The 21,220-nt window shown below is 59.3% G+C and carries 21 protein-coding genes and 1 pseudogene; 15 read left to right on the top strand and 7 right to left on the bottom strand.

The window, feature by feature from the left end; all coding sequences use genetic code 11:
* The first annotated feature begins 195 nt into the window (after positions 1-195).
* Together AC1DUP_RS15675 and AC1DUP_RS15670 are read left to right on the top strand one after the other, a co-directional pair.
* Positions 196-2,088, top strand: coding sequence for a TPR end-of-group domain-containing protein (locus AC1DUP_RS15675; protein ID WP_477833101.1), 1,893 nt, complete (start codon positions 196-198; stop codon positions 2,086-2,088).
* 107 nt (positions 2,089-2,195) lie between these two features.
* A complete protein-coding gene (locus AC1DUP_RS15670) occupies positions 2,196-2,999 on the top strand; it encodes a phosphodiester glycosidase family protein (protein ID WP_477833100.1) in 804 nt (267 codons plus the stop codon).
* Positions 3,000-3,026: 27 nt separating this feature from the next.
* On the opposite strand, the gene AC1DUP_RS15665 is transcribed toward AC1DUP_RS15670, so the two are convergent.
* Positions 3,027-3,575, bottom strand: coding sequence for an isochorismatase family protein (locus tag AC1DUP_RS15665; protein WP_113309131.1), 549 nt, complete (start codon positions 3,573-3,575; stop codon positions 3,027-3,029).
* Between the two features lie 551 nt (positions 3,576-4,126).
* Between AC1DUP_RS15665 and AC1DUP_RS15660 the strand changes: the two genes are divergently transcribed.
* Positions 4,127-4,612 (top strand): RidA family protein, encoded by a 486-nt coding sequence (locus AC1DUP_RS15660; RefSeq protein ID WP_477833099.1) that lies wholly within the window; start codon positions 4,127-4,129, stop codon positions 4,610-4,612.
* Here AC1DUP_RS15660 and AC1DUP_RS15655 read toward each other — a convergent pair.
* On the bottom strand, positions 4,599-5,600 hold the full coding sequence (locus AC1DUP_RS15655) for a cupin domain-containing protein (RefSeq protein ID WP_477833098.1): 1,002 nt from the start codon (positions 5,598-5,600) through the stop codon (positions 4,599-4,601). The two genes, AC1DUP_RS15660 and AC1DUP_RS15655, sit on opposite strands and share 14 nt — an antisense overlap.
* 215 nt (positions 5,601-5,815) lie before the next feature.
* Here AC1DUP_RS15655 and AC1DUP_RS15650 point away from each other — a divergent pair, with 215 nt between their 5' ends.
* Together AC1DUP_RS15650 and AC1DUP_RS15645 are read left to right on the top strand one after the other, a co-directional pair.
* Entirely contained in the window at positions 5,816-6,586 is a 771-nt protein-coding gene (locus AC1DUP_RS15650) for an alpha/beta hydrolase (protein ID WP_113510305.1), read from the top strand.
* Positions 6,587-6,860: 274 nt separating this feature from the next.
* Positions 6,861-8,459: a GMC oxidoreductase gene (locus AC1DUP_RS15645; RefSeq protein ID WP_477833097.1), complete on the top strand. Its 1,599-nt coding sequence runs from the start codon at positions 6,861-6,863 to the stop codon at positions 8,457-8,459.
* A 46-nt stretch (positions 8,460-8,505) separates the two neighbouring features.
* Here the strand turns inward: AC1DUP_RS15645 and AC1DUP_RS15640 are convergent, their stop codons facing one another.
* Positions 8,506-9,030 carry a phosphotransferase-like protein gene (locus AC1DUP_RS15640; RefSeq protein WP_477833096.1) on the bottom strand — a complete coding sequence of 175 codons (525 nt, stop codon included), beginning with the start codon at positions 9,028-9,030 and terminating at the stop codon, positions 8,506-8,508.
* A 30-nt stretch (positions 9,031-9,060) separates the two neighbouring features.
* Positions 9,061-9,663 carry a TetR/AcrR family transcriptional regulator gene (locus AC1DUP_RS15635; protein ID WP_477833095.1) on the bottom strand — a complete coding sequence of 201 codons (603 nt, stop codon included), beginning with the start codon at positions 9,661-9,663 and terminating at the stop codon, positions 9,061-9,063.
* Between the two features lie 122 nt (positions 9,664-9,785).
* Between AC1DUP_RS15635 and AC1DUP_RS15630 the strand changes: the two genes are divergently transcribed.
* The 3 genes from AC1DUP_RS15630 (at position 9,786) to AC1DUP_RS15620 (ending at position 11,077) form a co-directional block, all read left to right on the top strand.
* Positions 9,786-10,166 (top strand): DUF4267 domain-containing protein, encoded by a 381-nt coding sequence (locus tag AC1DUP_RS15630; RefSeq protein WP_477833094.1) that lies wholly within the window; start codon positions 9,786-9,788, stop codon positions 10,164-10,166.
* 1 nt (position 10,167) lies between these two features.
* Entirely contained in the window at positions 10,168-10,488 is a 321-nt protein-coding gene (locus AC1DUP_RS15625) for a DoxX family protein (protein WP_477833093.1), read from the top strand.
* Between the two features lie 211 nt (positions 10,489-10,699).
* Positions 10,700-11,077 carry a hypothetical protein gene (locus AC1DUP_RS15620; protein WP_477833092.1) on the top strand — a complete coding sequence of 126 codons (378 nt, stop codon included), beginning with the start codon at positions 10,700-10,702 and terminating at the stop codon, positions 11,075-11,077.
* Positions 11,078-11,098: 21 nt separating this feature from the next.
* Here AC1DUP_RS15620 and AC1DUP_RS15615 read toward each other — a convergent pair whose 3' ends face one another.
* Entirely contained in the window at positions 11,099-12,016 is a 918-nt protein-coding gene (locus AC1DUP_RS15615; RefSeq protein WP_113302111.1) for a DUF1003 domain-containing protein, read from the bottom strand.
* A gap of 129 nt (positions 12,017-12,145) precedes the next feature.
* Between AC1DUP_RS15615 and AC1DUP_RS15610 the strand changes: the two genes are divergently transcribed.
* The 5 genes from AC1DUP_RS15610 to AC1DUP_RS15590 all read left to right on the top strand — a co-directional run bounded on the left by AC1DUP_RS15610 (position 12,146) and on the right by AC1DUP_RS15590 (position 17,066).
* Entirely contained in the window at positions 12,146-12,385 is a 240-nt protein-coding gene (locus AC1DUP_RS15610; RefSeq protein ID WP_477833091.1) for a DUF4267 domain-containing protein, read from the top strand.
* A gap of 335 nt (positions 12,386-12,720) precedes the next feature.
* Positions 12,721-14,427 carry an adenylate/guanylate cyclase domain-containing protein gene (locus AC1DUP_RS15605; protein ID WP_477833090.1) on the top strand — a complete coding sequence of 569 codons (1,707 nt, stop codon included), beginning with the start codon at positions 12,721-12,723 and terminating at the stop codon, positions 14,425-14,427.
* Positions 14,366-14,632: a hypothetical protein gene (locus AC1DUP_RS15600; protein WP_477833089.1), complete on the top strand. Its 267-nt coding sequence runs from the start codon at positions 14,366-14,368 to the stop codon at positions 14,630-14,632. The genes AC1DUP_RS15605 and AC1DUP_RS15600 overlap by 62 nt, the downstream gene beginning before the upstream one ends.
* Before the next feature lie 618 nt (positions 14,633-15,250).
* The gene (locus AC1DUP_RS15595) at positions 15,251-15,580 is read left to right on the top strand and encodes a hypothetical protein (RefSeq protein WP_477833088.1); all 330 of its coding nucleotides are present in this window, start codon (positions 15,251-15,253) and stop codon (positions 15,578-15,580) included.
* A gap of 13 nt (positions 15,581-15,593) precedes the next feature.
* Positions 15,594-17,066 carry a caspase family protein gene (locus AC1DUP_RS15590; RefSeq protein ID WP_477833087.1) on the top strand — a complete coding sequence of 491 codons (1,473 nt, stop codon included), beginning with the start codon at positions 15,594-15,596 and terminating at the stop codon, positions 17,064-17,066.
* Between the two features lie 36 nt (positions 17,067-17,102).
* Here the strand turns inward: AC1DUP_RS15590 and AC1DUP_RS15585 are convergent.
* Positions 17,103-17,416, bottom strand: a pseudogene (locus AC1DUP_RS15585) (beta-barrel domain-containing protein); the annotation flags it as partial.
* A gap of 136 nt (positions 17,417-17,552) precedes the next feature.
* Between AC1DUP_RS15585 and AC1DUP_RS15580 the strand changes: the two are divergent.
* Both AC1DUP_RS15580 and AC1DUP_RS15575 read left to right on the top strand, forming a co-directional pair.
* Positions 17,553-18,008: a GNAT family N-acetyltransferase gene (locus tag AC1DUP_RS15580; RefSeq protein WP_477833086.1), complete on the top strand. Its 456-nt coding sequence runs from the start codon at positions 17,553-17,555 to the stop codon at positions 18,006-18,008.
* A 237-nt stretch (positions 18,009-18,245) separates the two neighbouring features.
* Positions 18,246-19,355, top strand: coding sequence for a sulfite oxidase (locus tag AC1DUP_RS15575; RefSeq protein WP_477833085.1), 1,110 nt, complete (start codon positions 18,246-18,248; stop codon positions 19,353-19,355).
* 167 nt (positions 19,356-19,522) lie between these two features.
* Here AC1DUP_RS15575 and AC1DUP_RS15570 read toward each other — a convergent pair whose 3' ends face one another.
* A complete protein-coding gene (locus AC1DUP_RS15570; RefSeq protein WP_477833084.1) occupies positions 19,523-20,959 on the bottom strand; it encodes a DUF5939 domain-containing protein in 1,437 nt (478 codons plus the stop codon).
* Between the last annotated feature and the right edge of the window lie 261 nt (positions 20,960-21,220).

Raw genomic sequence — 21,220 nt, 5'->3', positions numbered from 1 at the left:
CAGCCACGGCAGCAGACCGATCAGGGCCGGCAACTTCGCGGGCTCGCCCGGCAGGAAGCCCCGATTGCGCCCAAAGCGGGCGCCCGACGGCTCACCTGCGGCGTCTGTTTTCCCGACATGATTGCGCCGGATTCTAAGCGCTACGATCAAGCATTGCGGTCACAGCGAGCGGTCAACAGGATTTGGGGGCTTCCAATGCAACGCAGGTTGTCGGCTATCCTCTCGGCTGACATCGTCGGCTACTCACGTTTGATGGAGATCGATGATATCAGCACGCTGAGCCGCCTCAAGGCGCTGCAGCATGACCTGGTCGACCCCTGCATTGCCACTCACAACGGACGGATCGTCAAGCTGATGGGCGATGGGATGCTGGTGGAGTTCGCCAGCGCCGTCGATGCCGTAAGATGCGCAACCGAGGTTCAGCGCAGGATGGCCGGGGCCGAACCCCGGGAGGCCCAGGACCGTCGTCTCGTCTATCGCATCGGGATCAATCTCGGCTACATCATCGTCGATGGCGAGGACATTCATGGTGATGGGGTCAATGTCGCGGCGCGCCTGCAATCTCTTGCCGATCCCGGCGCAGTCGCGATCGCCGGCATCGTGCGCGAGCACATCGACAGCACGCTGGGGATCGACTTCGAGGATTTCGGCCAGCATTCCGTGAAGAACCTCGAGCGGCCGGTGCAAGTCCATATGGCGCGCTTCAGGCACCGGCAGGATTCATCGCCGACGCGGCCCGAAGCGGTGGCGACCGCCACTGAGCGCGAAGTGGCGTCGATCGCGGTGCTGCCGTTCACCAACATGAGCGGGGATCCGGAGCAGGAATATTTCAGTGACGGCATCACCGAAGACATCATCACCGATCTTGCGAAAGTGTCAGCGCTCAGCGTCGTCGCCCGCAATTCGAGCTTCATCTACAAAGGCCGCTCCGTGGACGTGAAGCAGGTGGGCCGCGAACTCGGCGTGCGCTACGTGCTGGAAGGCAGCGTGCGCAAGGCCGAAACCAGAGTGCGCATTGCCGCCCAGCTCATCAATGGAACGGATGGTCGGCACGTATGGGCGGAGCGGTACGACCGCGACCTTGAGGATATCTTCGCGCTGCAGGACGAGATCTCCAAACACATTGTTGACGCGCTCAAGGTGCGGATTCTCGCAAGGGAGCTCGAGATCATCACCAGGCGGGGAACCGACGATCCGCAGGCCTATCAAATTTATCTGATGGGACGATCATTCTTCAACCGCGGACACGAATGGAAGAACATACAGGCAGCCCGGTCTCTGTTCGCGAAGGCCATCGACATCGATCCGCTCTATGCGCGGGCCTATGCCGGATTGGCCGACTGCGATTCCTATCTCCTGCTCGCCAACGATCCGACTGCGACATACGACAACGTCATAGACAATGCCGACCGGGCCCTGCGGCTCGATCCCGATCTCGCCGACGCCCATGCATCGCGGGGCATCGCAATGTTTACCAAGGGCCTGCGCGCCGAGGCGGAAACCGAATTCGAGCGCGCTCTGGAACGAGATCCGACCTCCTACGAGGCAAACTTCTTCTATGCGCGCAATTGCCACGCGCAGGGCCAGTTCGAAAGGGCGCGCGGCCTGTACGAGCGCACCATCGCCCTGAAGCCGGATGACTACCGCGCCTGGGACCAGTTGCGAGCGGTCCATGTCTCCCTTGGACACCATCAGGAGGCGATACAGTCCGCGCAGGAATGCCTCCGGCTGATGGAAGGAGAGATCGCCGCACATCCCGACGAGCCGATCCTTCTGTGCTACGGCGGCTGTCTGCTGGCGGATCTGGGCGAGATGGAGCGTGGAGCGTCCTGGGCATCCCGCGCCGCCGCAATCGCCGGTGACGATCTCAGGGTGCTCTATAATCTCGCTTGCTGCTACGCGAAGCTCGGCATGCCCCTGGAGGCCATCGCCTGCCTTGAACGGCAGGCGTCGGGATCGCCGACCTATCTTGCGTCGGTCACAGCCTGGATGAAAACGGACAGCGACCTGGACCCCCTGCGAAACCACCCGCACTACCAGGCTCTCGCCGACCGGCTGGACGCTCAGCTCGCGGCAGGGAAGGCTTGATATCCAAGCAGTCAGAGCTGCCGCAAAACGTCAATCTGATCCTCGCCCTCGCCTTCTTGCGCCCTCATGGCTACAAGTCACCAGCAATGACGCCATCAGGAGATTCCATGCCTCGCGCCATGTTCGCCTTCATCCTGTTTCTTGCCGGCACCCTCACCGCTGGAGCACAGGCCCCGGATGCGGCCGGGTCATCCACTCCTGATCAGCCCTGTACGCGCGAGACCTTCGAAGGCACCGCCTATATCGTCTGCGGCGTCGATCCGGCAAAGGCCGATCTTCGCCTGTTCTGGAAGGATGCCGCGGGCAAGCCCTATCGCAGCTTTTCAGGTGTCGCCGACGCCGTCACCAGCCAGGGACATCGGCTCGTCTTTGCCATGAATGCCGGCATGTACCGCGAGGATTTTTCGCCGATGGGGCTTTATGTCGAGGATGGCATGGCGCTGGTGCCGGCCAACAGCGATGCGCCGCCGAAAACATCCGGCCCGGTGCCGAACTTCTACAAGAAGCCGAACGGCATCTTCTATCTAGATGAGACCGGCCCGCATATCCTGCCCACCGAGGACTTCCTGAAGCAGAAGCGCAAGGTGCGGCTCGCCACCCAATCCGGCCCGATGCTGGTCATCGACAACGGGATCAACCCGATCTTCATACCAGGCTCGACCGACCGTACGCGCCGCAATGGCGTGGGCATCTGCGCAGATGGCACGCTGCGCTTCGTCATCAGCGAGGACAGGGTGAATTTCCATGATTTCGCCCGGCTCTTCCGCGACGACCTCAAATGCCCCGATGCGCTCTTCCTCGATGGCGGTCGCGGCACCGGGCTTTACAATCCGGTCCTTGGCCGCAACGACACGTCCTGGCATGGCGGCTACGGGCCGATCCTCGGGCTGGTGGGGGAGAAAGAGGACTAGTCTCGCGACCCGGCATGCGCATCGCCGTCAGGCAGGCTGCATGGCCATCAACTGCCGCGTGTCGACGATCTCGGCGAAATCGGATTCCAGATGTGCCATCGTCACGTCGAAGATGGTGCGGGCCGACAGATCGGCGGATGGCAGGTCGAAGCCGAGCACGGCGTCGCTGACGACGCTCATCTTGAAGCCAAGGTCGCTGCCGGCGCGCACGGTGGTATTGACGCAGAAGCCGGCGACCGCGCCTGTCACCACCAGATCCGTTATGCCGACTTCGCGCAGATAACCTTCCAGCTCGGTGGAGGCAAAGGCCGACGACGTGGATTTGATGAAGACCGGTTCGTTCTCCCGCGCTTCCGCGCAGGACATAGGCCGGTATCCCGGCGCATTTTCATTCAGCGGCGAGTTCTCGTCGGCATCGCGATGGCGGATATGGATGACGGGCTTGCGGGCGGCGCGAAAGGCGGCGGCAAGGGCTGCGATCTTCTCTGCTGCCTCGCCATTCACACGCCCGCGCCCGGCATCGAGCCGCTCCTGCATGACCATCTGCATATCGATGATGAGGAGTGCAGTCGTCATGGTCCGGGTTCTTCTCCGCGCTTGAAGGGCTCTTGGCAAATCCTAGCATTTGCCGCTGGCCAAGTCGCTTGCAAAACAGGGCAACAGGCCCGACGGGTCATCACTTCTGCGCCAGTAGCATCACTTCTGCGCCAGCAGCATCATTTCTGCCCGCATTGCATGGGCTGGATGGTTGCGCGAACTGCGGGCGTTGACTGGTTCGTCAATGTCCGCGCTGGTCCGGCCATGAAATCCGCCAAGGGAAGTCGCCATGTACATGAGATATGCCACCGACCAGCGGGTCACCAAACCTCTTTTCGTTGCGGCGGCATTTTGGGCAGGGTCGGATGGGACCTCGAGTGTACGAATTCACGACGCAAACAACTGTGGAGGACCTCCAGTTTCCAGAGGGCGCGATCGTCTTCGGGGACCCTGTATTTCCTCGACTAGGGGCAGCCGAGTGCGCTGCTGCTGTCGGGCGACAGCATCTGACTTGCCTAGCATCAGCGGATGCGGCGCCACTGACCGCGTCTCGTTGGAACTTACAAAACAATGACAGGAGTCAATCACCAATGTCGCATATCGAAAGCCAGCTACAACGGTTTGGACTAGAACTTCCGGCGCCGATCCTGCTTCCGCCTGAGGTGAAACTTTCCTTCCCCTGGGTCCGCATTTCAGGGTCAAAGGCTTATATTTCCGGACACGGGCCGCTCAATTCAGACGGGTCGATAGCCCGACCGCTCGGAAAGGTGGGGAAAGATCTGTCGTTGGAAGAAGGCTACCATGCCGCTCGCCTGACCGCGCTGGCAATGTTAGCCAGCCTGAAAGTTGCGTTGGGTGATCTGGACCGGGTGGACAGCTGGCTTCGCGTCTTTGGCATGGTGAATACAGATTCCTCCTTCAACTCGTATCCACTCGTTATCAATGGCTTCAGCGACCTTATCGCAGAGGTTTACGGCAGCGAACGCGGATCCCACGCCCGCTCCGCGATAGGCGTGGCAGGCCTGCCGTTTGATCTTCCCGTCGAGATTGAAGCTGAGGTTCTTATACGGCCTTAGCGACGGCCTGGACGTCAGCCTGGTCAAGATCAGTCAGCGGCTTCTGATCAGGAAATTCCCCTGGCCTTGGGCGGCCGTCAGCGCGCCGGGTTGCTCGATAACGGCCGGGTGACAGGCCGTGGTGCCGATGGAACAACTTCGAGAACGCCGCGGCGGTTTCGTAGCCGACGCGGCTTGCGATCCGGGCAATCCCCTCATCGCTTGATTCCAGTAGAAACGCAGCCTCCGACATCCGGCGCGCGATCAGATAGCGCTGCATGGACTGGCCGACGAGCCTGGTGAAGCGAGCAGAAAACACCGAGCGGCCGAGCCCCACGCGGTGTGCGAGGTCGCGAAGTGTCCAGGGCAGATCCGGTCGGTCGTGGATCAACTCGAGCGCCCGTCCAATATACGGGTCCGCCATCGCCCCAAGCCATCCCCCTTCTCCTGGCCCGAGAGATTTGATCCAGCTTCGCAACACCTCGACGAAGAGCACCTCTGTCATTCGCGAGAGCGCGACGCGTTGGCCGGGACGTTCAAGCGCCGACTCGCTCACCATGCGTCGCAGGATAGCCTCGAGCCAATCACCGTCCATCGTCGGCTTCAGGAGGAGTACGGGCGGAAGCAGTTCCATCAAGCTACCGCGCGAGGGCCACGATAGAATGAAATTGCCACAGATCATCGTCGAGAGCGGCTGCGCGCTCCCTCCATGGCGCACGACGCCAAGACGTGCGGATCGATCGAGGTCGATAATCGGGAGCGGCTTCGTCCGGCTATCCGAGTAAATCAAATGGGGTTCGCCGCGTGTGATGACGACAAGATCGCCCTCCTCCATGCAGAGCTCTTCCCCGTGTTCGAGCGCGAGGGTGGCTGAGCCACGACTGAGATAATGGAACAGCGCGTAGGGGCGCTCCGGCAAGGCCAGGTTCCAGGGATGACCGAGCTCGAAGTGAAAGAGCAGGGTTCCGCTAAGGCGAACGCGATCGAGCACTTCGGCGAGCATGTCCATGCCCCTGATGGTAGTCCGCCGCACGGTCGGACACAATATCCGGACGATCGGGGCCTAACGTCCGAGAACCCTTCGTATTATTTCGTGTCGAGGTGAGCCAACAGGGTCACCCAGCAAGCAATCTGGCAAACTGCCGCAACACGAAGCGCGACTTTATCCAAGCGCCTGCCCTTTCCTTGGGGTCGGGGTTGTCGGCATCCCAACAGGAGCAAGCAATGCGAATTAAACTACTCTTAGCCGCCACCGTTCTCTTCGCCGGGGCAGCGTTTGCCGCACCCGCCCGATCGGCTGATCTACCCAAGGGGGCGGCGCACAACATCGTGCTCGTCCATGGCGCTTTCGTCGACCAGACAAGCTGGAAGCCCGTTGCCGATATCCTCACGAAGAAGGGCTATAACGTAACGCTGGTCGAAAATCCCCTCACCTCCCTCGCTGCGGATGTCGATGCCACCAGGCAGGCGCTGGCAAAGCAGGATGGCAAGACCGTCCTCGTTGGCCACTCCTGGGGCGGCGTGGTCATCACGCAAGCCGGTGACGATGCCAAGGTCTCCGCGCTCGTCTACGTCTCCGCCTTCGCGCCTGATGTTGGAGAATCTCTGGCGGCCCTGGCCAAGAACGGCCCGACAACCGAAGGCACCAATGCAATTCATCCCGACGACAAGGGCAACCTCTATATCGATCCCAAGGTGTTTCCCACGGCAGTCGCGGCGGACCTTCCGCTGAAGATCGCCGAATCCCTGGCAAACTCGCAGCTTCCGCTGAACCACACAGCCTACGAGGCTCCGGTCGATATCGCAGCCTGGCACGACAAGCCGACGTTCTATGTGATCAGCACGAAGGACAGGGTAATCGCGCCGGAGACCCAGAAATTGTTCGCGGCCAGGATCAAGGCCAAGACCACAGAGGTGGCTGGCAGCCATGCCTCCCTCGTCGTCCATGCGGAGGAAGTCGCCGCGGTCATTGAAAAGGCCGCGCTCACGAACTGACGATACTGCTCCCCGGTGCCACCGTGCCGGGAGTACCTTTCCCCCCGCTGAAAACACGCAGGGCAAGGTTGGAACATGGGTCAACTCTCGGCGCAAATGCCGGGTCGACGTGATGCGGTGCAGCGCAGCCGATGGCTCCGCACCGCATCAGGAAGGGCGCGCCCGCCCCCAGGCAGAGCCCACGACAACCAAAGGATGAGTCCCCGCAAGAATACATTATACCCGTTCGTGAAATCCGGCTATGATCCCGCCACCATAGCCGAGGGGTGGTGAAATGATTTCGTCGCTTCAAAACCTGCTTGCGGGGCGCGTCGACGTGTGCGTCGTCGGTTCCGGGCCTGTCGGCCTGGCGCTGGGCATCGCGCTTGCCCGATCCGGGCTTTCGGTCGCGCTTCTGGAATCCGGCGGCAGGAACATCTCGGCAAAGACGAACCGGCTGGCGGCGGCGGCCTCCATCAGCACCGACCACCATGCCGAAGCGAGCCTGACGATCCGCCGCGCGATCGGCGGCACCTCGAAAGCCTGGGGCGGCCGCTGCGTGGAGTTCGACGACAGCGATTTCGATGGCAGGCCGTCGCGCGGCGATGCGCGCTGGCCGATCGGGCACGACGCCTTCAGGGCCTATTATGACGATGCCCGCGCCTTTCTGGGCGCCGAGCTGCCAGCCGTCGAAATGCCTGACATGGACGGCGATTTCGAACCCTCGATCGAGAGCTGGGCCCGCGAGCCCGATATGGCCAAAGCGCATGGGGCGCTGATCGAAAGCCTGCCGAACCTGCACCTCGTCACCCGGGCAACGGTGATCGGCCTCGATGTCGATCGCGAAGGCGCCCGCACGAAACGGCTCATGGTGTGGCATCGCGGCAAGCTGCATTCCGTCGGGGCGACGGTCTTCGTGCTGGCCTGCGGCGGGCGCGAAAATGCCCGGCTGCTGCTGGCAGCGCAGGAAATCGCGCCGCGGCTTTTCGGCGGTGTCGATGGCCCACTCGGGCGCTATTACATGGGGCATCTGGCCGGCGAACTCGCCCGCATCCGCTTCACCGATCGCAGCTTCATGGAAAAGATGTTCTTCCGGCGAAACGGCACCGGCGCCTGGTTCCGCTCGCGGCTGATGCCCGGCGTCAGGCTGCAGCAGGAACATGACCTTCTGAACAGCGTCTTCTGGCTGCGCAGCCCGCCGCTGGAAGAGGTCTATGCGACGGCGGGCGCACGTGCGGCGCTGAACATGTTGAGGGCGATCACCGGCAGGCGCAAGATGCGCCGGCTGTCCTTCAAGGCGCGGGTATCCGATACCGCCTCGCTTTCCGATCTCGTCGCAAACCCCGTGCAGAGCTTCAACGCCGCCCTGCAGCTGACGACGGCAGCGCTGAAATCCGAGCGCCAGCCGAACTTCTTCGTCAAAAACGGCGAGCATCTCTACTGGCTCGCCTATCACGGCGAACAGCGGCCGGTCGCTTCCAACCGCGTGCGACTGAGCGCCCAGACGGACGAGACGGGCCTGAAGCGGCTGGCGATCGATTTCACCTTCGCCAGCGAAGACCTGACCTCCCTCATCAAAACCCATCACGTGCTCGCCGAATGGATCGGCGGCCGCGACATCGGCAGCTTCGAATGGCTCTGCCCGCCGGAAGACCTGGAAGAGGCCGTCCGCCGCCAGGCGCTCGACGGCTACCACCAGATCGGCCTCACCAGAATGGGCGCCTCGCCCCGATCAAGCGTGGTCGACGGCAACTGCCGCTGCCACGATCTCGAAAACCTCTATGTCGCCGGCAGCTCGGTCTTTCCGGTGTCCGGACAGGCCAACCCGACATTGCCGGCGGTGGCGCTGGCACTGCGACTGGCGGATCATCTGAAGGGGGAATTGCGGGGCTAGGCGAAAGGGGTGAGCGGTACACGACGCGGACAGCTCATGACCTATATTATGAGGCAGAGGCCGACCGCCTGCGCCACGCGTCCAATATTGCGGAAACAACCGCATCCTGAGGCTCGCTGGTGTCCACTTCGATATCATACTCGCAGTAGCCATGGGTTTTGAGGTGGTACGCCGCTTCCCCGATGGAGCGATTTCCGCGGTCCCGTTCGCGTCGCTCGATCTCCTCGATCGGGGCATGCACGCCAACCCAGAAAGTGTCCAGGTGCGCAAGGAGCTGTCGCAACTGCAGCCACCAGCTTGCTTCCTCGACGATGTGTTCGACGAGCAGATCATTGCCAGCTTCGGCAAAACCAACGATCGAGCGATGGAAGCCATTGAAGAACCTGGCTCGTTCATCGTGCGCGCCAAAATCCCGATTTCTACGCTTTATCGTCCGAAAACCCGCATCGGCAAGTTGATCCGAGGCATAGTAGCAAAAGGGCTCCGGAAGAGCCGTCCGCAAAGCTTTTGCCAAGGTGGATTTTCCAGCACTCGATGTGCCGTTCAAAAAGATGATGCGACCGTTCTGCATCGTTTAGGCTTCTCACACTCAAGGCAAAAATCAAGAGTTTGCACCACGGCTCGGCGGTTTCCTTCCTGCATCCACGATCGCCCGGACGACAAGCGCGATGCGTTCGTCACGCATGCCGGGCCGAATGCGGCCCGACCGTTCGAGCTCGGCAAGTCCGTGAAGGGCTGCCCAGAAGGTTTCGGTCACGATCTCCGCATCGGCGCAGAACGGAGATACCACTGCCGCCAGCACCTCGAAACCGGCCCGAAGTTCCGCTCGCGTGTCGGCTTGCGCGAACCGCAATTGGGTCGGGAGGATAAACATGGCCTCATAGAGCGACGGGCGGCTGTGCGCGAAGGCAAAATAGGCCACGGCAACATCCATGAGGGCATCTCGTTGGCTGCTCGCCCCGCCCGCGGCACTCAGAAGAACGGCCGTGAGCTCCCTGAAGCCCTCGACTGCGACTGCCGCTACGATCGCGTCCCTGTTCTCGAAATGTGAATAGAGGACTGGCTGGCTATATTCGATCTCCTTGGCCAGACGGCGGATCGTGACGGCATCCCATCCCTCGCTCTCTGCGATGGCGCGCGCTGCCGCGACGATACGATCTTCGCGATCGGCGCGTTCCCGGCTTTTTCGCTCTGCGATACCCATTCCCGACCTCCCCTGCACGGACACGTGAACATCAGGACCATATCACGGCTTGAAAATCTAGCAACGCTAGCATAAATAACTAGCATCGCTAGATTAACTTAACTCGCTAGAAGGATGGCATGATGGACTGGCTTCTGAATGGGATCGCACTGCTCGTGGCCCTCGCAATCATCGCGATCGGCACCGGTTATATCGCGAACCCGACGACAATGACGCGCAGCTTCGGCCTGCCGCATCCGGCAGACGACCCTAACACCGTCCCGTGGCTTCGCCTCAAGGGCGTCCGTGACATCGCGGCGGGTCTGCTCGTGCTCGCCTTCATGCTGTGGAGTACTGAGCGTGAGCTCGGCCTCGTCCTGCTGGTCGCGGCGATCATCCCTGTCGGCGACATGCTGGTTATTCTCGCCGCTAAAGGATCCGCGAAAAGCGCCTTCGGCATCCACGGCCTGACGGCAGCCATCATGGCGCTCGCCGCCATCCCGATGATGACAGGGGCGCACTGAGATGGTCCACACTCTCTCCCTCTGGCTCCTTGGGGCAGCATTCCTCGGCGCGGGCATCGTCAACGCGATCGGCGCGGCGGGAACGCGAGACGATTTCGTCAAATGGGGCTATCCGCGCTGGTGGGGCATCCTGACCGGCGCCCTCGAGATATCGACCGCCGCCCTGCTCGCGTTTCCCGTCAGCCGCATTCTTGGCCTGGCGCTTGCGGCGGTCGTCATCGCAGCCGCGATTTTGACCGTTCTGCGCCACCGCGACTATCAGCATCTTCCGCCGCTGAGCGTCTTCGTGACCCTGATTGCTCTTGCCACGATCTCATCCTGAGCACCGTGAGCATATACCCTGACGGGATTCACAAGGTTGCACAATTCAGGATAGCGCAACATCTGTTAGAACATTTTCCGGGCATCGATGTTCTTTCATACCATAATCAGCAATGGCTAATTGTTGTTATCGACACCTGGAGTGCATCATTTCCCCGGCAGGTTGGAAAGACGCAATCGAAGATCATCGACATCAAGGTGGAGGAAAGAACATGAAACGCATCGCAGCTTTCGCAGTGATCCTTGTTTTCGGCGCATTCCCCGCAATCGCCGCGACCGCGATGACAGGCAAGGAACTGACGGCCCTGTTGTCAAATGGCAAGGAACTCACCTTGGGCGGACCGAAGGAAGGGTATAGCGGCAGCCTGTCGATATCGAAGGACGGAACCGCCAAGGGTCAGGTTAAGCTCGAAAACGGCGACGTGATCCCGATCGAAGGCAAATGGCACATTGCCGGCAACAAGTTTTGCCGAACCTGGAAGGCCGGCCGAGACGCCGGAAAGCAGATCTGCGAGACCTGGAACAAGACCGGCCCGAACTCCGTGCGCGTCATGAGCGGCAAGCGCGATCTCGGCCTCAATTCATGGTGATCGCCGAACCGGTTGGATCGGCTATTCCCCCTTTTCGTCGGTCTCGTCTGCCCCGGGCTTGGTGCTGAAGAGGCTCTTGAGCGCGTTGGTCTTGGATTTCTGCGCCTTGCTCAACTTCAGCGCCCGATTGGCGGCCTTGGCCTGTTCCAGCATCATTTCGATCTGGATCTGCTGGATCTCGGTCAGCCGTTCCCACTGCCGGTTCAACAGGTGATCCACCTTCTCATGCAGGTGGCGGATTTCCAGCTCGGCCTTGAGATTGACCTTGTAGTCGTTGAGCGCCCGCAACCGGTCCTTTGCTTCCTGGCGGCGCTGGCTCATCATGATGATCGGCGCCTGCAGGGCGGCAATGGTCGAAAGGATAAGGTTCAGCAGGATGAAGGGATAGACGTCGAAGGCAGCCTTCTCGCCAAGCAACAGGTTGATCCCCATCCAGACGGCGAGGAAGAAGCAGAAGGATATGATGAAGGTCCAGCTTCCGCCGAAGGTCGCGACGACATCGGCGACACGATCGCCGAGCGAACGGTGCTCCTCGTAATCCTCTTCGATGTTTTCGGCGAGCGTGTCATGCGTCTTCAGGCTCTCGACGACCTCGTCCTCGAGGTTGGAGAGCTCGCCGCGTTCGTCGCGCAGCAATTCGGCAATGTACTGGCCGCGATAGTCATCGACCATCTTGCGGCTGATATAGTCGTCCGAGCGGATGCCGGGGTGTTTCTGCCGCACGAAATCTGCGAGCGCGGGACGCAAATCGTCAAAATGGAAGGCGTCCTTCTTCTTCAGTGTGTGGCCGGTGATCGCGTCCACCAGCTTGACGGACTTTGCCTTCGCCTGCGCCAGGCTCTTGGAATAGTCGTCCATCTCGACGGTGGCGGCCTCCCCGTGCCCGGCATCGAAGTCGACGATTTCTCCCGTTAAATCCAGGGGCTTCTCTTCTGCCATCTGCTGATCCTCGCTGCCGATTTTTCGCCCGTCTAGCCATCAATTCCAACAGGATTGTGACATGGATTTCATTGTAAATTGAGGGGGCTGACTGGTGCGGCGGAATGCCGCCTCGCGCCGCAAAAGGGCATGCTCCGCCTCAAGGGCGTCCGCGACATCGCGGCGGGATTGCTCGTGCTTGCCTTCACGCGTTGGTGCACGCAGCGCGAGACCGGCCTCGTCCTGCTGGTCGTGGCGATCATCCCCGTCGGCGACATGCTGGTCATTCTCGCAGGCAAAGGCTCCGCAAAAAGCGCCTTCGGTATGCACAGCCTGACGGCAGCCGTCATGGCGCTCGCCGCTATCGCCATGATGACAGGCGCGCGCTGAGATGGTCCGCACTCTCTCCGGCTGACCGATACCAGCGCAGACTGGGCACGGGAACAGGGGAGCCAGCTAATGGGCATGCTTTCAGGAGGAAGGGCTGGCACGAGGGATGTCAGAGGGATCCAGCGCACCCAAGTCCTTGAGAGCGGGAGGGGCCGCGAGTGGATGATCCGCATTGGATACTCATTTCCCTGTCGTCCACCTCGACGCCGTCGGTCACAAGGAACGATGACGGCTCGATGGAGGTGGAGATCGCCTGGACATTACCTCTTGCCACTTGTTGACTCACCGGCGGTTGAACAATAACTTGCTAATTCGGTCGTTAGGCTTGTCCTCACATGACGGATCAATCTCTTCAGCGTCGCCTTGCCGCCATCGTCGTTGCCGATGTGGTGGGATATTCACGCCTGATGGAGGCAGATGAAGTCGCAACGCTGGCGAACCTCAGGGAACTCCGTTCCGGCATTATCGAGCCGGCTGTGATGCGTCACAATGGTCGCATCTTCAAGGTCGTGGGCGACGGCTTCCTGATCGAATTCGGGAGCGCCGTGGACGCGGTCGCAGCAGCGTTGGAAATGCAACGGGCCACCACTGCTGTTAAGGCTTCCGGAGACCGGCGCCTGCTTTTGCGTGTCGGCGTCAATCTGGGAGATGTCATTGACGACGGTTCAGACGTCCTCGGCGACGGGGTCAATGTCGCGGCGCGCCTCGAGACGCAGGCCGCGCCGGGAGGTATCTGCATTTCAGCCAGCGTTCACGGCGAGATCCTCGGCAAGATCAAAGACCGGTTCTTCGATGCAGGCGAACGCTACCTGAAGAACCTGACCCGCCCGGTCCACGTGTGGCATTGGCCGGATGCGCTGCAGAGCATATTGCCGCTGCCGGAAAATCCCTCGATCGCTGTATTGCCGTTCACGAATATGAGTGGGGATGAAGCGGACGCGCCTTTCGTCGACGGCTTGACCGAAGACCTGATCACCGACCTTTCCCGTACGGCTGGCCTGTTCGTCATCGCGCGCAATTCCGTCAACGGCTACAAGGGCAAGGCGGTCAACGTAAAGCTGGTCGCCCAGGAACTCGGCGTCCGCTACGTCCTGGAGGGGAGCGCCAGACGCGCAATGGGCCGTGTCCGCATCAATGCCCAATTGGTCGACACGCTTGCCGGCCAGCACTTGTGGGCCGAGAGGTTTGACCGGACGGTGGAAGATGTTTTCGAATTACAGGATGAAGTTAACGCCAAGATTGTTGAAGCCCTCGTCGGCCGGCTGACCATCCCGACGCCGCGCAATCGGCCGAAGAACTTTGAAGCCTACGATCTGTGTGTGCGCGCCCGCCTCCTGACGGAAGAGTCGCCGCAAACCGAGCGTGAGGCCTATATGCTGCTCCAACGCGCGGTCAAGCTCGAGCCATCCTATGCCGAGGCGCTCGGTCTGCTCGCCTATAACCGTTGGCTTGCCTGGACTCATTTCGGCGAGCCCGAAGATCCCAACCGCCAGATGGCGGTGACATCAGCGCAGAAGGCGGTCGACCTGGATCCCAACGACGCCGGCTGCCGTTACGTTCTGGGGACCATTCTGGCTTATGAGCGGCGATGGGAGGAATCGGAGGCCGCCTTCGCCAGGGCCCTGGAGCTGGACCCCAACCACGCCGACACCTGGGCCGCCATGTCGGACTTGTCCGTGCTGGACGGCAGGGTTGCCGACGGACTGGCGCAGATCGAAAAAGCTCTGCGGCTCAATCCCTACCCAGCCTGTTGGTATCTTTGTCATCTTGGGCAGGCGCAATACGCCGCGCGCGACTATGAGGCGGCAACCGCTACGCTTCGCAGGAAAGAAACGTATCGCACCAACTCACGCAAATTCCTGGCTGCCACGCTTGCGCAATTGGGCCACCGTGAAGAGGCGCGGCGAGAAGCAGAATTGTTCCTGATCGCCCACCCCCATTTCACCATCGGCCATTGGCTCAGCTCCCAGCCACTGCGCGATGCATCTGTACGAGACCACTTTGTCGACGGTTTTAGAAAGGCAGGCCTGCCGGAAGTGTGACAGCGAAACAATCGCACTCGTCAGGGACGGCGACCAAATCACCATCGGTGCCCATCGGCAACTGCTGCAGGTCGACGTTTCGGATGAAGAGATCGCGAGACGCCGAAGCCTTTGGAGCGAGCCTCAGCCGCGCTACAGGCACGGCATCCCCGCCAAGTTCGCAGCCTTGGTCCGACCGGCGAACGAGGGAGCCGTGACGGGCTGAGGTCCGCTTCGACCGTAAAGTGGTCGCCGGGCACGAACCCCCGACCGGTGGCATGTGCTGATCCTCGTTCGCAATTTTTCGCCCGTCTAGCCGTCAATCGAACAGGATTGCGACATGGATTTCGCCGTAGTTTGAGGGGGCTGATGGTCGCTCCGGCCGAGTTCGAAAAGACCTAGCGCAGCCCACTTTCTAAAGACATTTAGAGGATGTTTTTTGCCATATTCGTTTTAGATTCCTCGGCACCCACCGGAATAGCGATGAGCGCCGCCAGCGTCTGGCCGGAATGTACCACCTCGCCGGCTCCATCTCAGCAAGTGAATCAGCCACCGTGCATACACACGGTGACCTTCGTGCCAGTGCGAAGATACGGTAACGACAGAGGTGAAGGCGCATCCCTCGCCAGCTTATCACAGTTTCCGGATAGTACGCCAGCTAGCTGAAAGTGCTTTCTCTATCTACGCCATGACTGCATTCGCGACTCGCGAGATAATCTATTACATAAATATATTTGGCGACATCACCTTCGACGCGCAATTTTATTGACAAATAACTGTTGCGGCGACAGCGTAGGTCCGCGGTAGCAAATCTTCAACGCACACCAGTAAAGTGAGGGAACTTATGTCCGTCGAGATTTCTTTCCCGAATGTGAACAATAAAAAAGCTCGCAGGCTCGCCGTAGATCTCCAAACACACTTAAAACACCAATTGTCACGTAACGACCAAACGGCGGAATTTGATTTCAAACGCTCTGATCCGTCGTCGATGGACCTAGGCACCATTCTGACCATTGTTCTTGGCGCTGAAGCGATCGTCGTTCTTGCAAATGCCGTTCGGGATTGGATTCAGCTAAACAATGGTGTCGAAATAAATGTGAATGGGGTCGTTATTAAGGATCTGAAGAGCGAGCATGTGGCCGAGGCGATAGAAGCCATCATGCGCGACTCCTGACTGGACCGGTGCTATGGGGGATGAAGTCAAAGGAAGCGAAATCCTCGCTATTCTTATGGGTGCCACTGCTTGGCCAAAGGCACAGAAACTCAATGTTGATGAAGCTAAATTTAATATCAACCCCTTCAATGCATCGAAGGCTTTCGTGCTCGAATATCTGTCATCCGAGCGCGGGCTCCGCCTACCATCAGAAAATATACGCGATCTTTTTGATTCCGAATCCTCGCCATATGAATTGAAAAAAAATGTCGAAGAATTTCTTCAGGAGCGAAAATCTAAACTGAAGACAATAACAGATGTCATATTTTATTATGTCGGTCACGGCGATTACTTCGAAAACTCAGGTTACTATATCGCAACGCGCCATCTCGACACAAACGACATCAATAACACCGGCTTCGATATCTCCAATATTACATCAGCATTATTGGACAAAGCAGGCTCAAGCCGGCACATCTTAATCATCGACGCCTGCTACGCCGCCGGCGCGCAAATCGCCTATCGTCAAGACATTACCAATACCGCCGAAGTTATCAACAAAATCACAAAAAAGCATAAGCCCCGGCTAGGGACAGCACTGTTTTGCGCTGCTGGACCACGCGCCTTTGCAAAAACACTGCCAGGTCAAGAATTTACGATGTTCACCGGAGCCTTTGCAAAAGCCATTCGGCAAAGAGACGACCAGACGGATAATCTCATTAGCCTTCGCGAACTCGGCGAGGAAATGCAGGCGATCATACGAGATGAATACGGGAGTGGCGGAGTCCTGCCGGAGATACACACACCGATTGCCGATGACGGCGACATCGCCACAGTTCAATTATTCCCTCGGTTTCGCGATCTCGCAGTTGGCGCGAGTATCGAACAGCTTGCTGCAACTGTGGACACAGTGCACAGCAAGGTTGAGGAGATATCGCAAACGCTCAACGATCAGGCGTCGGCGATATCAACTCTGAAGGAGCGGATTCGCCTGCTCGAGAGCAAAATCCAGTTACCGGACGCGTCCGCGCGCGCGCGCCTCCGCAAACGCCCAAAAGATGAGTGGACCCCTGTACGACGCGAAATGATCACGAGATATTTCGAAGCAAAACGAAACTCCACGATCGCAATATGTTCATCTTTATATTTATATTTTCCACAGATATTACTAAGTTTTAAATTCTTTCAGGAATATAAAATTATACATAATTTAAGTTTAATACAGTCAATGCTTTCAGTATTATTCAGTTTGGTAATTTTTATAAATTTTATTAATAATTACAGGCATGGATTATCATATTTCTATGGGGGAATTGATACGGATGAGGAAGAGCCAGATTATAATATCTACCATGTGGCAAAATATGAAAGATACACGCGAATATCAGGAATAATATTTATTTACAAAAAAATAATATTATCATTTGTGTTTATTATTACGTACGCCGCCGTCTTTGGAATTAAAGATATATTAATGAACGCTGCGTCTTTTTGGATTATACGTTAGGATCGCGGTTCAATTACTCAGATAAGGCGCTCAAAATATCATGCGCGCCTTGAAGAAGGGCGCGGTTGGTTGCTGGTGGCGTTCGGGTCCTGCTGCTGGCCGGGCAGGAACGTGTCCTGGCTGATCGTGCGCACTTCGCCCGAGGCCGTGCCGTATTTCTGGAAGGGATAGGCGTCGAGCTTGACGCGGGCTTCCTTGCCGACGGCGATGCGGCCGATGTCGCGGGTGTTGATCGAGACTTCGGCTTCGAGCGGCACGTTGATCGGCACCAGCGTCACGACCGGCTCGGCCTCGCGCACGACGGAGCCCACCGAGCGCTGGGCGTATTCGAACTTCGGTGCCCCGAGGGCCGTTGCCAGCCAGGACCTGAGTGCGGATCTGTCACTTTGGGGTCAGGTTACAACGCTGCTTACTCAAACCCAAAAGCGGACGAACAGCCGCAACGATCGACTAGACAACAGCCGTCCTTTCACGCATTCTCGCGCGATGATTGCAATCCTAGAGACCCTCTCGGCCGAGCCAACTGCAGATGAGCTTGACCACCTCCTTAAACCGCTGATGGAATTCAATAGCCACCACACCGCGACCATAGCGGAATGGCCTCATCTTGGTATAGTTTTGAGGCAACAGGAGACTGCAGAGATCGTCGGCGGCCTATATGCGTTCGATGAACTCAATTGGTTATTCGTCAAGTATTTAGTTGTGCCTGAGGCACTCCGAGGAAAGGGTCTTGGCCGTCAATTAATGGCAGAAGCGGAGCGCATTGCCCGCGAACGGGGATACCTGGGCATCTTCCTGGACACCTACGACTTTCAAGCAAAACCCTTCTACCTGAAGCTTGGTTATGAGCAGTTTGGGGAACTCGAAGGGGACGACCGAACGCCCCGACGGTTTTTCCTAAGAAAGGTGCTTTCTACGGAAAACCGGAGACTGGGGACCTAACGCTTTGCCAACAGTCGGAACATGGCCACTTCTGGCGTAAAGCGGTCAAGACCGCCGTCGGCCCCTTTGCTGCCGTTCGAGGTCGATCCGAGGAACGTGCGGTATGTGCTAGAATGCGGCCCGAAGGCGGCCCGAAGGCTGAATGGGACAGGCGCGCCGCGAGGGGCGGTGTGATCGTACCGGAATTCGCGCGACCGAGAGCCGACGTTGTGCTCTTCAAAGGGGAAGACGAGGAAGATGCCGACACCACAGCAACCCGGTCTGATAGTTCGACAGAAATCCCCTGAGAATATCGAGTTTCCGTTTGCGTCGCTCTCCGATTGGCTGATCCCAACCGAACTGTTCTTCGTGCGAAACCACTTCCCGTCGCCGGACCTCGATGCGCGAGACTGGAGATTGCGCGTTGGCGGGGCGGTGGAGCGGCCTATCGAACTTGACCTCGACAGCATCAAGGCGATGCGGAGCACGACTTTGACCGCGGTCGTCGAGTGCGCAGGCAACGGGCGCGTCTACTATGAGCCGCCGAGGGAAGGGTTGCAGTGGCAGAACGGAGCCGTCGGCAATGCCGCGTGGACAGGTGTTCTTCTGCGCGACATTTTGGAAATGGCAGGCGTCAAGCGAACCGCATGTGAGGTTCTGCTCACAGGCGCCGACAGCGGCGTCGTCGACTCGAACAAGAAAACGGCTTCTCCCGGCCCCATCGCGTTTGCGCGCAGTTTGCCACTTGAGAAGGCCATCGCCGACAGCACGATCCTTGCCTATTCGATGAATGACAAGCCGTTGACGCGCGATCACGGCTACCCGCTACGCGCGGTCGTGGGCGGCTGGTTCGGCATGGCCTGGGTCAAGTGGATCACGCATATCACGGTTGTGGAAAAACCGTTCCTTGGCTACTGGCAGGCGCGCGACTATTTCCGTTGGGAGCGCAGCCTCGGGGAACCCACGCTGGTCCCCCTTGCGCAGATGGAGGTCAAAGCGCAGATCGCGCGTCCCGTACAGGGGGCACGTCTCATCGCCGGCCAACCGTACCGGATTTTCGGAGCCGCCTGGAGCGGAGAGGCTCCTGTCCGGCAGGTGCAGGTCTGCACCGGAGATGGCAGGGGCTGGCGCGAGGCAAGGCTCCTCGAAACAGAACGTCCCTTTGCATGGCGCTTGTGGGAGTACATCTGGACCCCTGAAGAAGTGGGGCCATATACACTGCGATGTCGCGCGATCGATGGGGCGGGGTGCGTGCAGCCCGACCACCAGCGTTTCGACTGCGAGAGCTACGTGGCCAATTGGATCATTCCGGTGGAGGTTACCGTCGTTCCCGAGCCGAAGACGTACGAAGAGGAATTCGTGATCTAATCACCCGCCTGGGGCGGAATGGCGGCTTTTGGCGCAACTGCGACCCCACCAAGCCAGAACATCACCGGGCACCGCATCACCAATGGCGTTTGCTCGCCTCAAGTCGTCGCAACGGCGTTGATTGCGGTCGTGCAAACTTACTTTGTGAGCCAAGCAGTCATCTCGCCTTAGGCGGCTGCCCCCACCCGAAAAACCGGCAAATCATGTTGCACACCTCGAAGATGCGCAGTTCTCGGCTCGACCGCAAAAGCCGCCAGTCCGTCGCGAACCCCAATCGCTTCGTAAACATCCTGACTGACGAAAATCTCGTCAGCGTCGGCAAGGTCTTGGACGCGCGCAGCAATGTTCACAGTCTGGCCGAAATAGTCGAGGCGCTCGTTCAGCGTAACAGCAATTGCCGCGCCTTTGTGGACGCCGATTTTGAGGATCAGAGCGTTATCTGGCTGCCGCTTGTTGAACGAGGCGATTTCGCTGCGCATATCGAGCGCCGCCCGCACGGCATCGGCAGGCCGCAGGAACGCCGCCATCACCGCATCGCCGATTGTCTTGATGATCGCGCCGTTGTGGCGAACTGTTACGTCCTGCAGCCGGTCAAAATGCTGTTGCACAAGTGCAAAGGCATTCAGGTCTCCGATCCGGTCATAGAGCGCAGTCGAGCCCTTCAGGTCGGTGAATAGGAGAGCGATGTCCTTGACGCTGAGCCCTTCGTGGCTGCGGATCACCTCGGAGCGGAAAAGGTCGCGGAACGTCTGGGTCGTGAGCAGCCTCTTTCCTGAGAGGAACGGCGCGAAGTGGAGCGGCGGCGGCCTATCGACGCCGGGCGGCAATTGAAGGATTCCGAACTCGATGCGTTTGTCCGCGACATTGGACATCTCGAAAATCACCTTGCCGGCCGCGATTGTGCCTGCATCCGGCGTGCTGGACTCGAGGTCAAGACGGATTGCAACGCGCTGTTCGCCAGTCGGGAGTGTGGGATCGACAATGAATGTGATACCAGCGTCGCTGTCGGAGCTGCTGCCATGTAATACGCCAGCTTCTGCGATTATCTCAAAAACGGTCGTCTCGCCCGGCTCGATATAGGCTAATCCGCGGCTCAGCATCTCCCTCAGGTGGACAAAAGGCGTTCCGTCAGGGATCAAGCCCTCATTCGTCGAGCTATAGCGGAAAAGATAATCTTCCACCGTCAGCGTCTGCGGATCGTGATAGGCGATGCGGCGAATGGCGGGGTTCACGGTGAACGTTATCGCGATCATGTCGTCGAGAGCCGCCACGAAATCCAGATGGCAGTGGGTGCACCGGCAGCGACTGCCGAGATTCTTGAGAGCCCGGAAGCTATCGATGACACAGGAGCAGACCGGACAGATCAGAATCCACGTCATGTCGAAGAGACCCAGCGCGGTGGCGTGCAGGAAGAGAGCAATCGTTTCCTCCTCGTTGAGGCTCTTGTCGGTGGCAAATTTGATCGGATTGATGCGGAAGAGCTCGGCGTCGCTTGCCGAACGGATGTTGCCCTCGAGCTTGGATACGATCCGCGCACTCCAGCTCCGGGCAGATTCTAGCGCCGTTAGCTTCTCTTCGAGGTTCTTCTCGTCGATCGATGCCATGGCGGCCTCCTCCCCGGACTGCCGTATTGTCAACCGAACGAGTCAGATGATCGTCCAACATCAGCGGTTTCACAAGTTGGCAGCATTCTAGGTTTACCATAGTAAAAGGCTTCATTGTAGTGGCAAGCCCCCAGGGTCCCAAGACGTGAGGAGTTGGTGCCGACGAGCCTTTCCGCCGCATCCTCCTGGCGGAAGCGGTCCTGAACAAGATTAGCGTCCGATTTCGCGCTTTCGCCGAAGGGTCGGCCACCGCCACTATTT

The organism is Rhizobium sp. 01L419, assembly GCF_056400025.1.
The sequence above is the reverse complement of the archived record's forward strand: the minus strand, read 5'-3'. Positions and strand labels throughout refer to the sequence as shown.

Bases quoted from the DNA above. Each gene is read 5' to 3' on its own strand.
- AC1DUP_RS15670 (WP_477833100.1), top strand. From the start codon at position 2,196: ATGCCTCGCGCCATGTTCGCCTTCATCCTGTTTCTTGCCGGCACCCTC.
- AC1DUP_RS15620 (WP_477833092.1), top strand. From the start codon at position 10,700: ATGAAACGCATCGCAGCTTTCGCAGTGATCCTTGTTTTCGGCGCATTC.
- AC1DUP_RS15595 (WP_477833088.1), top strand. From the start codon at position 15,251: ATGTCCGTCGAGATTTCTTTCCCGAATGTGAACAATAAAAAAGCTCGC.
- AC1DUP_RS15650 (WP_113510305.1), top strand. From the start codon at position 5,816: ATGCGAATTAAACTACTCTTAGCCGCCACCGTTCTCTTCGCCGGGGCA.
- AC1DUP_RS15675 (WP_477833101.1), top strand. From the start codon at position 196: ATGCAACGCAGGTTGTCGGCTATCCTCTCGGCTGACATCGTCGGCTAC.
- AC1DUP_RS15590 (WP_477833087.1), top strand. From the start codon at position 15,594: ATGGGGGATGAAGTCAAAGGAAGCGAAATCCTCGCTATTCTTATGGGT.
- AC1DUP_RS15645 (WP_477833097.1), top strand. From the start codon at position 6,861: ATGATTTCGTCGCTTCAAAACCTGCTTGCGGGGCGCGTCGACGTGTGC.
- AC1DUP_RS15665 (WP_113309131.1), bottom strand. From the start codon at position 3,575: ATGACGACTGCACTCCTCATCATCGATATGCAGATGGTCATGCAGGAG.
- AC1DUP_RS15570 (WP_477833084.1), bottom strand. From the start codon at position 20,959: ATGGCATCGATCGACGAGAAGAACCTCGAAGAGAAGCTAACGGCGCTA.
- AC1DUP_RS15610 (WP_477833091.1), top strand. From the start codon at position 12,146: ATGCTCCGCCTCAAGGGCGTCCGCGACATCGCGGCGGGATTGCTCGTG.
- AC1DUP_RS15630 (WP_477833094.1), top strand. From the start codon at position 9,786: ATGGACTGGCTTCTGAATGGGATCGCACTGCTCGTGGCCCTCGCAATC.
- AC1DUP_RS15640 (WP_477833096.1), bottom strand. From the start codon at position 9,030: ATGCAGAACGGTCGCATCATCTTTTTGAACGGCACATCGAGTGCTGGA.
- AC1DUP_RS15625 (WP_477833093.1), top strand. From the start codon at position 10,168: ATGGTCCACACTCTCTCCCTCTGGCTCCTTGGGGCAGCATTCCTCGGC.
- AC1DUP_RS15580 (WP_477833086.1), top strand. From the start codon at position 17,553: ATGATTGCAATCCTAGAGACCCTCTCGGCCGAGCCAACTGCAGATGAG.
- AC1DUP_RS15600 (WP_477833089.1), top strand. From the start codon at position 14,366: ATGCATCTGTACGAGACCACTTTGTCGACGGTTTTAGAAAGGCAGGCC.
- AC1DUP_RS15660 (WP_477833099.1), top strand. From the start codon at position 4,127: ATGTCGCATATCGAAAGCCAGCTACAACGGTTTGGACTAGAACTTCCG.
- AC1DUP_RS15615 (WP_113302111.1), bottom strand. From the start codon at position 12,016: ATGGCAGAAGAGAAGCCCCTGGATTTAACGGGAGAAATCGTCGACTTC.
- AC1DUP_RS15635 (WP_477833095.1), bottom strand. From the start codon at position 9,663: ATGGGTATCGCAGAGCGAAAAAGCCGGGAACGCGCCGATCGCGAAGAT.
- AC1DUP_RS15655 (WP_477833098.1), bottom strand. From the start codon at position 5,600: ATGGACATGCTCGCCGAAGTGCTCGATCGCGTTCGCCTTAGCGGAACC.
- AC1DUP_RS15605 (WP_477833090.1), top strand. From the start codon at position 12,721: ATGACGGATCAATCTCTTCAGCGTCGCCTTGCCGCCATCGTCGTTGCC.
- AC1DUP_RS15575 (WP_477833085.1), top strand. From the start codon at position 18,246: ATGCCGACACCACAGCAACCCGGTCTGATAGTTCGACAGAAATCCCCT.